Genomic DNA, 15,874 nt, shown 5'->3' with positions numbered 1-15,874 from the left:
TAATTTTTCACTATTACATTCAGAAACAACACTTTTAAGCACATTTATTTAACTATCTATCATTACAATTATGAAAAACAAAAAATTAGAAAAAAAGACCGTGTTTCTTTTTAAGAAAAAATCAATTGCCAATTTGAGTAAAGAGCAGATGAGAAAAATTAACGGAGGGAGTAATCCAACTACTGAAAACCCTGTTTCAACAGGCACCAATATTTGCAATGAGACTCTTAACCAAACTATTTCTCTTTAACTTAATTCAATTTATTCTTCAGGAAACCAATCAACTACTTTCTACTAACTTTATTAAGTTGATAAAAAAATTATGAAAATTATATATTTATTACTTTGTCTATTTCTCTCGATTAATTGTGGGGCACAGGTTTGTAATTGTTCGGATAATTTTGAATTTATGGTGCAAAGAATTAAGAAAAACTATGTTGGCTATAATGACAAGGTTAATAAATTGAATCAAAAACAATTTGAGCATTTTACGGATAGCCTTCAAAAAATAGCGAATAAAACTGAAAGTAATAAATGTATTTCTCTTTGCAGAGAGTGGCTTGACTTTTTTAAAGACAAGCATATGACTGTTTTATTTAACACGAATCAACCAAAAGATTCTATTATTCATTTTTTCTCAAAAGAAGCGAAAACGAATTGGACTGAAGATAAACTAAAATCTTATTTAAATAATCCTAAAAGATCTGTAGATAATATAGAAGGCATTTGGAATCATGAATCTAATATTTTCAAACTTGGTATAGTTCGCGATAGTTTAATCCATAATGAGTTTATTGGGTTCGTGATTAAAGCTGATGGAATATTTTGGTCTCCACAACAAATTAAATTCAAGGTAAAAAAAATAAATCAAGCTTATAATTTCACCTATTTTCTCGCCAGAGATCACTCAGATTACCTAGCCAAAATGGACTTACTAAAAGATACCATTAATCTAAATGAGCTTGGTAAATTCTACAAAAATACACCGCTTGAGCAAAGATCTCAGCTGGGAATAAACAATCCTAAATTTAAAAATCTCGATGACAAAACAAGTCTTTTAACTATCCCTAGTTTTTCCATTGAGCTTAAAAAGGAGACAGATAGTTTGATGATTAAAAATGCTTCAGTACTACAAAATACCGAGCATTTAATTATCGATGTAAGAAATAATGCTGGCGGAGCTGCAAGTGCTTTCGGAGAAATACTACCTTACCTGTATACCAATCCAATTTTAACAGAGGAAGCACAGGTGTTAGCCACAGATGATAATATTAAAGATGGATATGAACGAATTATAAACTTAACTTCTGGCGATATAAAGGAAAGTTATATAAAAAAAGTAGCTAACCTAAAAGCACATCGTGGCGAAATGTATCTGCTTTACCGTGCTGATACTATCAAGTACAACTCTATATTAAAAAATCCTCAGCGTGTATCCATTTTAATGAACAAAAAATCGGTTAGTAGTGCAGAACTCTTTATTTTACAAGCTAAACAGAGTACAAAAGTTAAACTTTATGGCACCAATAGTTCAGGTTCCATTAACTACCTCGAACGCGTAGAAACCCAAATGCCTTGTATTTTTTTTACACTAGTTTATCCACCGGCAAGATTACTTATCGCGAACAAAGAAAAAGCCAATATCGGTATTAAACCCGATGTAGAAATACCTGCAAATGTTAAGGACTGGATAAAATTTGTTAAAGATTATAAATTGTAAATTTTGCTTTTACTCAAAAAACATACAGTACTGTTATACCATATCTACTTTTGGATAGCTTTTACAGCTTTAAACATAATTTTGCGCTTTTCAAGGAATCCAAATTATGTGGCTAATGTATGGGAAAACTTACTTACCGATATTTTAATATTAAACATTCCAACATTATACGGATTCTATATAAGTTGGTATGCTTATTCCAAATTTTTAGAACCAATTAAAGTAACCAAACTAATTGTATCTATAATTTTAATATTTATTACCTATACAATAGTTTGGTATGTGGTAGATTACTGGATACTGCCGCAGCTTGGCAAAGATTACACGCCAACATCAGAATTTATATTCTGGCAATTTATTGCAGTTATATTTTATATTTTTATTGAGTGTAACATTGTGGCATTCGGATTTCAATATTTCAAAAAAACGCTCAGGCATCAAAAGCGCTTAAGGCAAATACAAAACGAAAAATTAGAAATTGAATATGCTTTTTTAAGGGCTCAGATAAATCCACACTTTTTAAACAATACTTTGAACTTTTTTTACGCTAAATCATTGCCACTGTCCGAAGAATTGTCAAACGGAATAATGACATTATCAGAGATTATGCGCTATTCACTACAAATAGATCAAAATAATCAGTTGATGCCCCTAATGGACGAAATAGAACATGCAAGAAACATCATCAATATCAATAAATTACGTCTTAACAATCGTTTGTGTATAGATCTAAAAATTGAAGGGGATGCACAAAATGCTACAATTGTCCCCCTAACCTTGGTTACCCTACTTGAGAACATTTTGAAACATGGAGATTGCATTAATCAAGGCGCTGGCGCTCTGATTAGTTTGAAAATTGAGGAAGATAGAACCCTTATAATAAAAACTTTTAATAAAAAATATAGTAAACAAAATAAATCCTCTAATGGAACAAGTCTCGAAAATTTACAAAAAAGACTTAAAAGTTATTATGGGGCTTATTTTAAATTAAGTATAAATGATCAGGATGATTTCTATGCACTTAGCTTAACCCTACCCAATAAATATAAAACGCGATAAATAATTTAATTATCCCAATTAATTGTAAAATGATAAGCAAGTTAGAATTTCTCAAAAAGCATCGATTAATCATCTATCATATAAGCTTGTGGTTAGGATATATTGTGCTGACTATTCTAGCGGGTCTTTTCAAGTCACCTAAAGCTTATTCAACAGGCATCCTTTATTTCTTCTTTACTTACTTGCCCGATATATATGCCTTTTATTTATGTTGGTATATTTATTCCCTCTATACCTATCCTTTAAAAGCGTGGCGATTAATTATTGGTTTAATTTTGGTACATGCTTCTTATGCTATTTTTTGGTACATTACTGGCTATTACATCAGGCCTTTTGTTTGGCCAGATGGGCCTACACCAAGGGCATTTCAATTCTTCGATTTTATCACTTTAAATCTATACAAGTTTATTAAATATGCCCTTTTATCCTTTAGTTTATTTTATTTCCGCCAATCCATTAAACGTGAAAAAGAGTTAAAAATAATAGAAAAAGAAAAGTTTGATACCGAAAATTCCTTTCTCCGTGCACAGATTAATCCTCACTTTTTAAATAATACGCTGAATTTCTTTTTTGCAAAGTCTTTACCCTTATCTCAAGAGCTTGCCGATGGCATTATGACACTCAGTAAAATCATGCGCTATTCGCTGGAAATGGACAAAGATGACCGCATGACATTAATAGAAGAGGAAATTGAGCATATTAAAAATGTAATTAAAATTAATCAGCTTCGTTTCAATAACAAGTTACAGATCGATTTTAGTGTGAATGGAAATACCGATAATGTAAGATTGATTCCATTAATTCTAATTACTGTTGTAGAGAATATCTTAAAACATGGCAATTGTACAGATAATTTGCATCCTGTTAAAATAGCCTTAAGCATTAACGAAACCGACCATCATATTCGTTTAAGCACCTGGAACAAAAAGAAAAAAGGGCCTAAAGAACTCTCGAGTGGTATAGGTATGGAAAACATAAAAAAAAGACTCGCAAATCATTACAAAAAAGGGGTTGAGTTAAACATTAATGAAACCGAGATTGATTACAGCCTTGAATTAACTTTGCCTTACAATAAGGTTACCGATCACCAAGAAAAACCATCATCATCTGACAATTTAGGCTTTTTGGAACATTTCAAGATACCACAAATTAAACCTCAACCATACGCCTCATGATTAATTGCATTATTGTTGATGACGAAGATCATGCCATTGAAGTAATACAACATTACCTGAAATCTGTTGCCGCAATACAGATCGCCGCAACATTCACCAATCCGATTGATGCCCTGAGTTTTTTAAGCAGTAACCCGGTAGATCTCATTTTTTTAGATATTCATATGCCAGAGATATCGGGCATTGATTTCATCCAAACGATGAACAACAAAGATGTGCAGGTGATACTTACCACTGCCTACAAAGAGTTTGCCACTGCCGGTTTTGATCTTGATGTGGTTGATTATTTAGTTAAACCTATTCCTTTGCCCCGTTTTTTACAAGCCATAAACAAGGCTCAAAAGATTATTAACACTAAAAAAAACAGCGCACCTGTGAACCAGCAGGATGATGATTATTTCATGGTTAAAACAGAGGCTAAAGGTAAAATGCTAAAAATTAATATTGCCGAAATTGATTTTGTTGAAGGCATGAAAAATTATATTGCTTTTCACCATAATGGCATTAGAACGCTTGCGCTTCTAACCATGAAAGATGTAGAGGAAAGATTGCCCAAAGCACAATTTATCCGTGTGCAGAAATCGTTTATAGTGGCGCTTAATAAAATCACCTCCATTGATGGAAACAGGATTATTTTAAAAGGCATTTCTGCAGAAATATTGATAGGAGAAACTTACCGCAAAGATTTTTTAGATATGATGAAGCAAAAGCTGATCTCTTGAGCATTGAGCGAAAAGCAGAGAGCAGAGCGTACAGCGTTGCCATTAAGTAGATATGTTTCTTTTTCTAACTGCACCTTGTAAATCAGCAGGAAACAAAATCAGTTTTTAGCTTTATTTATGCTCATCGTCTTTTTATGCCATCCTTCTATCTGAGGCAGATCTTTTTTATATTGTTCAACATTCCATACAATACCCATATCAATCAGATAAGCAGCATAAGATCCAAGACCTATATCTGCCCTTCGGGTATCAACATGATCAGGATCGATCATGGGCATAATGGTATATTTATTGGTCAGCATATTCCAGGCTACCTGACTTCCATAAATCTGTTTCCTACCCTGAAACATCGCAATCCTATCTTCGAGCAGCGCCAAACTGGTGGCTTTTAGTTTTTTGTTCTTTGCAGCAATTCGCATAATAGGCAAGTATTTTTCCTGCGTTTTCAAATCTGCATGCTGGATCACCATGAATAAAGCTGAGTTGGCAGCCTCCCCTATTTCATCAATACTTAACCAACCGTATTTATCAATAATTGCCGATACCCTAATCAGGTTCAAAGAATCTACTTTATTGATTAACTCAAAATGTTTACGTAGAGTATCTTTTAATTTAAGACTATCATCTGCAAAGTGATTCCTGATATCGCTGAGCTGGCCTCTGTAAATCTGATCTAATCGCCCAATAGAATCAAGTTGCTTTATCAGGATACTATTATCATTTATTTGACAAAAGGACGAGCTGGTAAATAACAGGAAGATAATCGATAAATATATAAGTCTCATAGTAATCGAGGTAAAAAGCGTTACCACTAATATCATGATAATCTTTAGCCCTGGCAAATTCAATCGACGTGACACTAGTCAAATTTTAACCATAATAATCCTTTAATTAACCTCTCTTATCATTCAATTACATAGTCAAACGTTTGCCCTATTTTCTTTACAGAATAATAGAATTGCCTACCCCAAAAAGCATTATCTTTGTCCAAATCATAAAAAATAAAATATGCTTAAAGGATTTTTTAACGTACCTACCCCGGTTAACGAGCCTATTAATAGCTATGCGCCAGGCACAAAAGAACGTTTGCTTTTAAAAGAGGCTATCGCAGAGGCACGTTCTAAACAATTGGATATTCCAATGTTTATTGGCGGAGAAGAAATACATACAAAAAACAAAAAGAAAGTAGTAGCTCCACATGATCATCAGCATGTACTGGCCACATTTAGTTATGGCGACAAAAGTCATGTAAAACAAGCTATAGATGCTGCCTTAGCTGCCAAAGCTGATTGGGAAGCTTTAGCTTGGGAACACAGAGCGGCCATCTTTATGAAAGCTGCAGATTTGATTGCTACAAAATACCGTTACCAAATTAATGCTGCAACCATGCTTGGGCAAAGTAAAAATGCCTATCAGGCAGAAATAGATGCCGCTTGCGAATTGGTAGATTTCTTACGTTTTAACGTAAGTTATATGCAGGATATTTATGGCCAACAGCCTCCAGTATCTCCAAATGGCATGTGGAACAGAACCGAACAACGCCCCTTAGAAGGTTTTATATTTGCTTTAACTCCTTTCAACTTTACAGCAATTGCGGGCAATCTACCTGCTTGTGTAGCCATGATGGGTAATGTGGTGGTTTGGAAACCTGCTGATACGCAAGTTTATGCGGCTAATGTAATTATGCAAATTTTTCGCGAAGCTGGCTTACCTGATGGTGTAATTAATCTTATTTTTGCCGATGGCCCTGAAGTAGGCGATGTAGTTTTTAATCACGCTGATTTTGCAGGTATTCACTTTACCGGTTCTACCAAAGTTTTTCAGGAGATATGGAAAACAATCGGCACAAATATCCATAAGTACAAATCATACCCACGTATAGTTGGTGAAACTGGTGGTAAAGATTTTATTTTGGTTCACCCAAGTGCAGATGTTGCAGCTTCGGCTACTGCAATTGTACGTGGTGCTTTCGAATACCAGGGACAAAAATGTTCTGCTGCCAGCCGTACTTATATCCCACAAAGCCTTTGGCCTGAGATTAAGAAATTAATGATCAGAGATTTAGCTTCATTTAAAATGGGTGGAACTGAAGATTTCAGCAATTTCATTAATGCTGTAATTGATGAACGTTCTTTCGATAAACTGGCTAAATATATTGATCAGGCTAAAAAAGATAAAGGAGTTGAAGTTATTGCCGGTGGTAATTATGATAAGAGTAAAGGTTATTTCATAGAACCAACTGTTTTAGTGGTTGACGATCCGAAATATACCACTATGTGTGAAGAACTTTTTGGCCCGGTATTATCTGTATACGTATACCAAGATCAAGAATTCGACCAGATTTTAGAAGTAATTGATACCACTTCACCTTATGCTTTAACAGGGGCTATTTTATCACAAGATAGGTATGCTATAGAAAAAGCCAGCTACGCATTACGCAACTCAGCTGGTAATTTTTACATTAACGATAAATGTACGGGTGCAGTAGTTGGGCAACAGCCATTTGGCGGCGCCAGAGGATCAGGCACAAACGATAAAGCTGGTGCAATGATTAATTTGTTACGCTGGGTTTCTCCACGGACTATTAAGGAAACTTTTAATCCGCCAACTGATTACCGTTATCCGTTTTTAGCTGAAGATTAATATTAATATATAAGGCCAAGCATTATACTGTTTGGCCTTTTTTATGCACATATAGTCCTCGTTTGCAACGAGGATTATGAAGAAAAGTGATTGTATCGCCTAACTTATACGCCACATTAAAAATGTGGCTCTCGTGCATCCTCGTTATAAACGAGGACGATTGTATTAATTTTAAAAAACATAAACACCTTTTCTAACCATGAACCACAAATTTTTACTTTCCCTTATTGTCTGTGTTGCAAGCTTTAATTTTTATGCTACCGCGCAAAAGAAACCCAATGTAATTATCATCTATGCCGACGATTTAGGTTATGGCGACCTCAGCTGTTACGGCGCAACAAAAATAAAAACCCCAAATATTGACGCATTGGCAAAACAAGGGCTGCGATTTACCAATGGTCACGCAACCGCATCTACCTGTACACCTTCGCGTTATTCCTTAATGACCGGAAGATATGCATGGCGTAAAAAAGGAACAGATATATTGCCAGGCGATGCTGCATTGATTATCCCAACAGATAATAGTTCTCTACCATCAATTTTTCAGCAAGCTGGTTATAAAACAGGTCTTGTTGGCAAATGGCACTTAGGCTTGGGCAATGCAGTAGAAAAAGACTGGAACAAAGAAGTAAAGCCCGGGCCAAAAGAAGTCGGTTTTGATTATTCCTTTATTTTCCCGGCTACGGCCGATAGGGTACCTACTGTTTTTATGGAAAATCAATTGGTGGTAGGTTTAGATCCTAAAGATCCGATTACAGTTGATTATAAAAGTCCGGTTGGTACTGATCCAACAGGAAAAGACCATCCAGAACTGTTAAAAATGCCTGCTGAAGCTAATCATGGGCACAACCAAACCATTGTAAACGGCATTGGCCGTATTGGTTATATGCAGGGAGGCAAACTTGCCCGCTGGACTGATGAGGAAATTCCATTTACCTTTTTAACCAAAGCAAAAAATTTTATCGAAGATCATAAACAAGAGCCGTTTTTCCTTTATTATGCGTTAACAGAACCGCATGTACCGCGTTTATCTTCCACCATGTTTAAAGGGAAAAGTGAACTGGGCAATCGTGGTGATGTAATTTTACAACTCGATTGGGCAGTTGGCGAAATAACAAAACAACTAAAATACCTGGGCCTTGATAAAAATACGATGATCATTTTCAGTAGCGACAACGGTCCTGTAATTATGGACGGTTATGAAGATCAGGGTTTCGAAAAATTAAACGGCCATACACCTGCAGGTAGTTTACGCGGAGGCAAATACAGCATTTTAGAAGGTGGTACACGTGAACCTTTTATTATTTCGTGGCCAGCAAAAATCAAACCGGGTGTTTCTGGAGCCTTAGTTTCACAGATTGATTTTTTGGCCTCATTTGCCAGCTTTTTCAACGTAGAAGGCAAAAATGCAATTGACAGTAAAAATGTGTGGGATGCTTTTACCGGAAAAGACCAAAAAGGCCGTGATTTCTTCGTTGAACAAAGTAACCAACTGGCAATTGTTAAAGATAACTGGAAATATATCAGGCCATCAAAGGGAGAAGCTTTTTATAAACTTACCCATACCGATAGTGGAAACCTGCCTACGGCGCAACTGTATAACTTAAATGATGATTTGGGTGAAAAGAACAACCTTGCACTAAAATATCCGGAAAAGGTGAAAGAATTGGAAACTTTATTAAGTACCGAAGAAGCGAAAACCAAATAAAACAGATCTGTTGGTCGATTTCCCCTGACCAACTCGATTTATGCAATACCATTTTAAAGACGTAAAACCAATCTTCTTTTATGCTGTTTTATATAATAGCTTAAAAGAAGATCATGGAAAACACAAAAGATAACAACAAAAATCTGGGCAATAAAAATGCTGATAACGGCGCCGATAAAACCAATATGCCCGATCAGCAGGTGCCGCGCCACCGGAGCAACGATAACGAAAAAAAAAATAGTGTTGAAACTGAAGCGGGTAACCTAGGCAGAGATTTCGGAATGGGCGATTTTGGTTCGGAAGAAGCAAGAACAGATGCCGAAAAAGGTAATAAGGGAGAAGCAGGAAATATGCCCAATACCACAGAAAAATAAAAGCCCCCGATGTAAAATCGGGAGCTTTTCCTAACAACTAAAAAATAGCACTTATTGGTGCTTTTATCCTACTTTAAATGCAGGGGCAACATCATCAAGACAAGTACAGGTTACTTTTAAGTCTTTAATGATTCCTGTTTTTAAACTGTAAACCCAGGCATGTACGGCTAACTCCTGGCCATTGGCCCATGCACTTTGTACAATTGATGTATTGGTTACATTTGCAGCGCCCTCAATGGCATTTAATTCAACTAAGCGGTCAAAACGCTGATCAGGATCTTTGATTGTAGCCATTTCACGTTCGTGCGTACGGTATACATCGCGGATATTTCTCAACCAGTTATCAATAATTCCAACCTGTTTATTGCCTAATGCAGCTTTCACGCCACCGCAGCCATAATGGCCACAAACAATAACGTGTTTTACCTTTAATACATTAATAGAATAATCGAGTACTGAAAGTAAATTCATATCAGTATGCACCACCACATTGGCGATGTTTCTATGTACAAAAATATCGCCTGGTCTGGTGTTGGTAATCTGGTTTGCGGGTACACGGCTATCAGAGCAACCAATCCACAATACCGGTGGGCTCTGGCCTTCAGAAAGTTTATCAAAAAAGGTAGGATCACTGTCGATTGTATCTTTAACCCAGTCCTTATTGCCTTGTAACAGGCTATCGTATGTTATATCTTTCGTATCTATTGTTTTTGCGCACATATTATAACTTATTAATATCTTCTTCTACTTTTATATTTAATTTTGGTACTGCATAATGTTTTTGGATATTCTCCAATGTGACGATAATACCTTTGGTATAGGCATTATGTTTGTAATTATAAATCGTTTCCAATACATCTGGATCGATATACCTGGCATTCGAACCGTCAATAATTACATCTGTTTCTTTCGGAATATTCGTTAAAACTACTTGTATTGCTGCTTTGTTCAGAAAAGAAACCTCTTCTGCCAGTTTAATCCTGATGTGCTTTTTATCACCTTCATTTGTAATTCTGTAAAAGAATGGGTTACGCATATTGGTACGGAGTAAATAGAAAATAGAAACCAACATACCAACTGCCACACCTTTTAACAGATCGGTAAATAAAACTGCTACAACCGTAACCACAAATGGAACAAACTGGTCCCATCCTTTATGGTACATGTGTTTAAATAAACTGATGCGCGTTAATTTATAACCCGTTACCAAAAGAATGGCAGCCAAACACGACAATGGAATCATGTTAATTAAACCTGGGATAAACAGTAATGATAACAATAGCCAGGTGCCGTGAAAAATAGCCGACATTTTGGTTCTACCGCCTGCATTAACATTTGCCGAACTACGAACAATTACCGATGTCATAGGCAAGCCACCAACCATACCACTGGTAATGTTGCCTAAACCTTGGGCGATTAATTCTCTATTTGTTGGCGATACACGTTTAATTGGATCTATTTTATCTACTGCCTCTATGCTTAATAAAGTTTCTAAACTTGCCACAACAGCAATAGTTGCAGCTGTTATATAAACATTTTTATTAGCCAACTGAGAGAAATCGGGCATGGTAAACAGGCCTAAAAATTCGCCAAAACCGCTTACCACTGGAATTTTCACCATCTGATCGGCACGTAGCGGATGATCGGTACCAGCAAAAAGTATAGTTCCAAGAACCCCAAGCATTACCACCAACAATGGTGCAGGTACAACCGCTAATTTTGGAAATTTAGGCCAAATAATCAGAATAGCTATCGATAATAAACTGATAACCACAGCAGCCAAACTAAAATGACTTACCGCTGCTGTAATCGCAGAAAAAGTATTTTCGTGATCTTGCTGAAAGAATCCTTCGTCGCCACTAAAATCGGTATCAACACCCAACGCATGTGGTAACTGTTTTAAAATCAAAATCAATCCGATTGCTGCAAGCATCCCCTCAATTACACTCGAAGGGAAGTAATTACCAATAGTTCCGGCTTTTACCAGGCCTAAAATCATTTGGAATACCCCTGCCAATACAACTGCAAGTAAAAAGGTTTGATAACTCCCCAAAGATGTTATGGCACCCAAAACAATAACGGTTAAACCCGCTGCAGGGCCACTAACGCTCAATTGCGATCCACTGAAAGAGGCAACCACTACCCCTCCAATAATACCAGTGATTAAACCAGCAAATAACGGTGCACCTGAGGCTAGTGCAATACCTAAACACAATGGCAAAGCCACTAAAAACACTACAATACTTGCAGGTAAATCTTTCTTTAAATTCTTTTTAAGAATATATTTCTTCACGTCCGAACCTGAAAAGGCCGGGTTAAACTTTTGCATAACGATATAATTATCTAGTAAATTTTAACGAATAAATCGCGGAGGAATCTTAAAAGCGATCAAGGAACAAGCATATCGTATAAATATTTAACACAACATACCCGCTCAAATTACTGATTGCAATAAGTTACCCCAATAAAAATGACTAAATAAAGTTAGGCGGCGGTGTTGGTACCGTAGGGTGATATGGATCTACATATCTTTTGAAATGTTCGATAAAACTGCTCTTCAGAAAGAAATGGCTTGAAGAGAACTCGTAAGAAAAGATAGGATGATTAAGTTCAACGAGTTTGAAATCGGTAAATTTTGCAGTGTCTTTGGCGGTATCTTTTCCGCCTTCATGCTCTAACTCGATTTGCATGATTACAGCGTTCATGATTTCCTTGTCAATACTCGTACAAAATACCGGCGCACCAGATATACCCATCTTCGCCATGAAGATGAACATGAATGAGGCAACGATTAAATACTTGTATTTCCTTAAAAACATCTAAAATCCTAATGTTGTTTTAATACTAACGGTTACAAAAATAAACGGATAATTGGTTTTTCAATGCTTTAAGCTGTAAAAAAAATGTAATATAACAGATAGGCGATTGCTTTCGACACAAAAAAAATTACTGTTTAAAGATTTTTGGAAACAATGGTCCCGTTATAAAATTAAATTAACCAAGACCAAAACGGATATTGCTCCAGTTAGGTTTAGTGAACAAAGCCTGATCCAAATAGCATAATTTTGGCCATAGACGGATGAAAGGCTTGGTTTCTTGCACCAACCTAAGTTAAATAAACCCGATTGTCGGGAAGAGCTTCCGATCCTTCATCGGAACTCGTACCAAAAAGCGGGACCTAACCTGCCAAAAGCCCAGAACCGCTCATTTCCAATAATTATAAAATGTTTTTTCTTTTTAGGAAATGAAGGGTTAGTATTTCATAGGTGCTGTAGCCCCGCCATTCGCTAATTCCGATGAAGAATCGGAACCGCTGCTGTCGGGTTTAGTGAACAGCGGTTTGTTTTCCAAGCACAGGCCTAAGTTAAATAAACCCGATTGCCCGGAAGCGCTTCCGAGCCTTAATCGGAACTTGTAACAAAAAACGGGACCTAACCTGTATAATCTTTAGACATTTTTGTATTTTATCGTCACCCTGAATTTATTTCAGGGTCTTAATGGGCAGAAAGATGCTGAAATAAATTCAGCATGACGATCGCGACTCTAGCCAGCCATCTGCTTTACTCAACATCGCATGCTGGACTAGGATAAAATAACACCTCGTTTACCTTGCATTACCGCTAGTAATTTTTAATTTTAAAATCTCATAGCGTTGCAATGGACAAAAAAATAGCATTACTTAAAGATAAGATTAACCAGGCAAACCTTGGCGGTGGACAGACCCGAATCGATAGTCAGCATAAAAAAGGTAAACTTACCGCCCGCGAGCGCATTCATTTTTTAATGGATGAAGGGAGCTTTGAAGAAATTGGCATGATGGTTATGCACCGAAGTACTGACTTTGGAATGGAACGCGAAAAATATCTTGGTGATGGTGTAGTAACGGGCTATGGAACAATTAATGGCAGGTTAACTTATGTATTCTCTCAGGATTTCACCGTGTTTGGAGGTTCACTCTCCGAAACCCATGCAGAGAAAATTTGCAAGCTTATGGATATGGCCATGAAAAATGGTGCACCACTGATCGGTTTAAATGATAGTGGCGGTGCCCGTATTCAGGAAGGAGTTGTTTCTTTGGGCGGCTATGCCGATATCTTTTATAAAAACGTACAGGCTTCGGGCGTAATTCCGCAGCTATCGGCCATTATGGGACCATGTGCAGGTGGAGCTGTTTATTCGCCAGCCATTACCGATTTTATTTTAATGGTAGAAAATACTTCTTATATGTTTGTTACAGGCCCAAATGTGGTTAAAACGGTAACACACGAAGAAGTAACCTCAGAAGAATTAGGAGGTGCCAGCACACATGCTACAAAATCGGGCGTTACCCATTTTGCCTGTGCCAACGAAATTGAGGCTATTAACCATGTAAAGAAACTACTGCGCTATATGCCGCAAAACTGCGAGGAAACAGCCGATCATTTACCTTACGACACAGCTGATGAAAGCCGACCAGAATTAAACACTTTTATGCCAGAAAATGCTTCGCAACCTTACGATATACGTGAAGTGATTTCTGCCGTGGCCGATACGGACAGCTTTTTAGAAGTACATGCAGCTTATGCTGAAAATATTGTGGTAGGCTTTGCCCGCCTTGCAGGGAGAAGTATTGGTATTGTAGCCAATCAGCCCGCTTATTTGGCAGGCGTTTTAGATAGCAATTCTTCTACCAAGGCAGCACGTTTTGTCCGCTTTTGCGATTGCTTTAATATTCCATTATTGGTATTTGAAGATGTTCCAGGATTTTTGCCAGGTACAGATCAGGAGTGGAATGGCATTATCACCAATGGGGCAAAATTATTATACGCTTTTAGCGAGGCTACTGTACCACGCATTACTGTAATTACCAGAAAGGCTTATGGTGGCGCTTATGATGTGATGAACAGCAAACATATTGGTGCAGATATGAACTACGCATGGCCAAGTGCAGAAATTGCTGTAATGGGTGCTAAAGGTGCTGCAGAAATTATTTTTAAAAGAGAAATTACTTCAGCAGAAAACCCTGAAGAGAAATGGTTAGAGAAAGAAAAATTATATTCAGATATCTTCGCAAATCCTTATCGCGCGGCCGAACGCGGCTTTGTTGATGAGGTGATTGAACCAGCCCAAACCCGTACAAAGTTGATAAAAGCCTTTAAGATGTTGGAAAATAAGGTGGTGAATAATCCAAGAAAGAAACATGGAAATATACCTTTGTAGAAAATAATCTCAGCCATTGGTCCATAGTAAGGTTTGTATCAATCCAGACTATTGAGACTCATGACTGAGGACTTCCGACTTAATACTAAATGCAGATTACTCAGAAATTATCACGCGCCGATATCCTCCTCATGGCTTTTTGCACAGGCCTGATTGTTGCAAATATTTACTACTGCCAACCTTTGGTAATCTTAATTGCAAAAGATTTTAACCTCACCGAAACCGATGCCGGACGGATTACCTACCTCACACAGATCGGTTATGCTTTAGGTCTTTTCCTTTTAGTGCCGCTGGGTGATATGTTTGAGCGCAAAAAACAGATCCTTGTAATTACCGGACTTGCAATCTTCGCCTTACTGGTTGCCGCGGTTTCACATACCTTTTTTGTACTGGAAGTTGCCTCAATTTTAATTGGTACCTGCTCTATTGTACCCCAGTTGATATTGCCCTTAGCGGCTAATTTAAGCACCGATGAAAATCGCGGGGCCAATATTGGAATGATTATGAGTGGTTTGCTGGTCGGAATTTTAGCTTCGCGGGCGGTAAGTGGCAGTATTGGCTTTTGGCTAGGTTGGAGAGCCGTTTATTATATTGCGGCCGGAATTTGTGGCCTGCTTATTCTTTTAATGGCCAAGCGTTTTCCACAAAGTTATCCTGCCTTTAAAGGCACCTACAAAGAACTCATGCGTTCGATGTTCAGTTACATTAAAACCCAACCTGCCTTAAGGGAGACTTCGATTATTAACTTTCTGGCTTTCGCCATTATTAGCGCATTTTGGACTACAATGGTATTGTTTCTGGCTAACCCACCCTTTAATTTCCAAACCCTGCAGATTGGGTTATTTGGAATTGCTGGCGCAGCAGGCGCATTGGCAGCGCCATTGGTTGGAAAGTTAAGTGATGGTAACAATCCGCGCAAAAACTTAATGATTGGTTTTATATTACAAATCGTTAGTATCGCCTTGTTTTATTTTACTGGCAGCCATTTGTACCTATTTGTAATTGGCATTGTGCTTATAGACATCGGTCAGCAAGCTATACATGTAACCAACCAGACCCGAATTTACACCTTAATACCAGAGGCCAGAAACAGACTGAACACCATTTTTATGTCGGTTAGTTTTATTGGTGCCAGCTGTGGCTCAGCTTTGGGTTTGTGGCTGTGGGACCAAGGCGGATGGGCATTATTCTGTTATGGAATGACGGGAATAATTGTCCTTAATATCTTAATTTATCAGTTCTATGGAAGAAAAAACAAATAACTAATCAATAAA

Annotated in this window: 14 protein-coding genes; 10 read left to right on the top strand and 4 right to left on the bottom strand. The window is 37.2% G+C overall.

The window, feature by feature from the left end:
- Positions 1 to 70 precede the first annotated feature (70 nt).
- From AC1DNH_RS07935 to AC1DNH_RS07915, 5 genes are all read left to right on the top strand, one after another.
- Positions 71 to 250, top strand: a complete 180-nt coding sequence (locus tag AC1DNH_RS07935; RefSeq protein ID WP_477578420.1) for a hypothetical protein — start codon at positions 71 to 73, stop codon at positions 248 to 250.
- Positions 251 to 322: 72 nt separating this feature from the next.
- On the top strand, positions 323 to 1,720 hold the full coding sequence (locus AC1DNH_RS07930) for a S41 family peptidase (RefSeq protein WP_477578422.1): 1,398 nt from the start codon (positions 323 to 325) through the stop codon (positions 1,718 to 1,720).
- A gap of 3 nt (positions 1,721 to 1,723) precedes the next feature.
- Positions 1,724 to 2,779: a sensor histidine kinase gene (locus AC1DNH_RS07925; RefSeq protein WP_477578424.1), complete on the top strand. Its 1,056-nt coding sequence runs from the start codon at positions 1,724 to 1,726 to the stop codon at positions 2,777 to 2,779.
- A gap of 86 nt (positions 2,780 to 2,865) precedes the next feature.
- On the top strand, positions 2,866 to 3,954 hold the full coding sequence (locus AC1DNH_RS07920) for a sensor histidine kinase (protein WP_477625291.1): 1,089 nt from the start codon (positions 2,866 to 2,868) through the stop codon (positions 3,952 to 3,954).
- Positions 3,951 to 4,676, top strand: coding sequence for a LytR/AlgR family response regulator transcription factor (locus tag AC1DNH_RS07915; RefSeq protein ID WP_477610940.1), 726 nt, complete (start codon positions 3,951 to 3,953; stop codon positions 4,674 to 4,676). The genes AC1DNH_RS07920 and AC1DNH_RS07915 overlap by 4 nt, the downstream gene beginning before the upstream one ends.
- A gap of 98 nt (positions 4,677 to 4,774) precedes the next feature.
- Here the strand turns inward: AC1DNH_RS07915 and AC1DNH_RS07910 are convergent, their stop codons facing one another.
- Positions 4,775 to 5,461 (bottom strand): DUF6624 domain-containing protein, encoded by a 687-nt coding sequence (locus AC1DNH_RS07910; protein WP_477585026.1) that lies wholly within the window; start codon positions 5,459 to 5,461, stop codon positions 4,775 to 4,777.
- A 223-nt stretch (positions 5,462 to 5,684) separates the two neighbouring features.
- Between AC1DNH_RS07910 and pruA the strand changes: the two genes are divergently transcribed.
- The 3 genes from pruA (at position 5,685) to AC1DNH_RS07895 (ending at position 9,401) form a co-directional block, all read left to right on the top strand.
- Positions 5,685 to 7,319 (top strand): L-glutamate gamma-semialdehyde dehydrogenase, encoded by a 1,635-nt coding sequence (gene pruA / locus AC1DNH_RS07905; protein ID WP_477625290.1) that lies wholly within the window; start codon positions 5,685 to 5,687, stop codon positions 7,317 to 7,319.
- A gap of 199 nt (positions 7,320 to 7,518) precedes the next feature.
- Positions 7,519 to 9,027: a sulfatase family protein gene (locus tag AC1DNH_RS07900; RefSeq protein ID WP_477610138.1), complete on the top strand. Its 1,509-nt coding sequence runs from the start codon at positions 7,519 to 7,521 to the stop codon at positions 9,025 to 9,027.
- A 113-nt stretch (positions 9,028 to 9,140) separates the two neighbouring features.
- Complete coding sequence (locus AC1DNH_RS07895) at positions 9,141 to 9,401, top strand: hypothetical protein (RefSeq protein WP_440827097.1); 261 nt, start codon at positions 9,141 to 9,143, stop codon at positions 9,399 to 9,401.
- Between the two features lie 63 nt (positions 9,402 to 9,464).
- Here the strand turns inward: AC1DNH_RS07895 and can are convergent, their stop codons facing one another.
- The 3 genes from can to AC1DNH_RS07880 form a co-directional block, all read right to left on the bottom strand.
- Positions 9,465 to 10,121 carry a carbonate dehydratase gene (gene can / locus AC1DNH_RS07890; protein ID WP_215124766.1) on the bottom strand — a complete coding sequence of 219 codons (657 nt, stop codon included), beginning with the start codon at positions 10,119 to 10,121 and terminating at the stop codon, positions 9,465 to 9,467.
- A 1-nt stretch (position 10,122) separates the two neighbouring features.
- Positions 10,123 to 11,730 (bottom strand): SulP family inorganic anion transporter, encoded by a 1,608-nt coding sequence (locus tag AC1DNH_RS07885; RefSeq protein WP_477583942.1) that lies wholly within the window; start codon positions 11,728 to 11,730, stop codon positions 10,123 to 10,125.
- Positions 11,731 to 11,875: 145 nt separating this feature from the next.
- A complete protein-coding gene (locus AC1DNH_RS07880; RefSeq protein ID WP_230146655.1) occupies positions 11,876 to 12,106 on the bottom strand; it encodes a hypothetical protein in 231 nt (76 codons plus the stop codon).
- A gap of 952 nt (positions 12,107 to 13,058) precedes the next feature.
- Here AC1DNH_RS07880 and AC1DNH_RS07875 point away from each other — a divergent pair.
- Together AC1DNH_RS07875 and AC1DNH_RS07870 are read left to right on the top strand one after the other, a co-directional pair.
- Entirely contained in the window at positions 13,059 to 14,600 is a 1,542-nt protein-coding gene (locus tag AC1DNH_RS07875; protein ID WP_477583940.1) for an acyl-CoA carboxylase subunit beta, read from the top strand.
- 89 nt (positions 14,601 to 14,689) lie between these two features.
- Positions 14,690 to 15,862 carry an MFS transporter gene (locus AC1DNH_RS07870; RefSeq protein WP_251030049.1) on the top strand — a complete coding sequence of 391 codons (1,173 nt, stop codon included), beginning with the start codon at positions 14,690 to 14,692 and terminating at the stop codon, positions 15,860 to 15,862.
- The last annotated feature ends 12 nt before the right edge of the window (positions 15,863 to 15,874 follow it).

The sequence above is a fragment of the Pedobacter sp. 01N310 genome (assembly GCF_056399805.1).
This window is presented reverse-complemented; position numbering and strand designations above follow the sequence as displayed.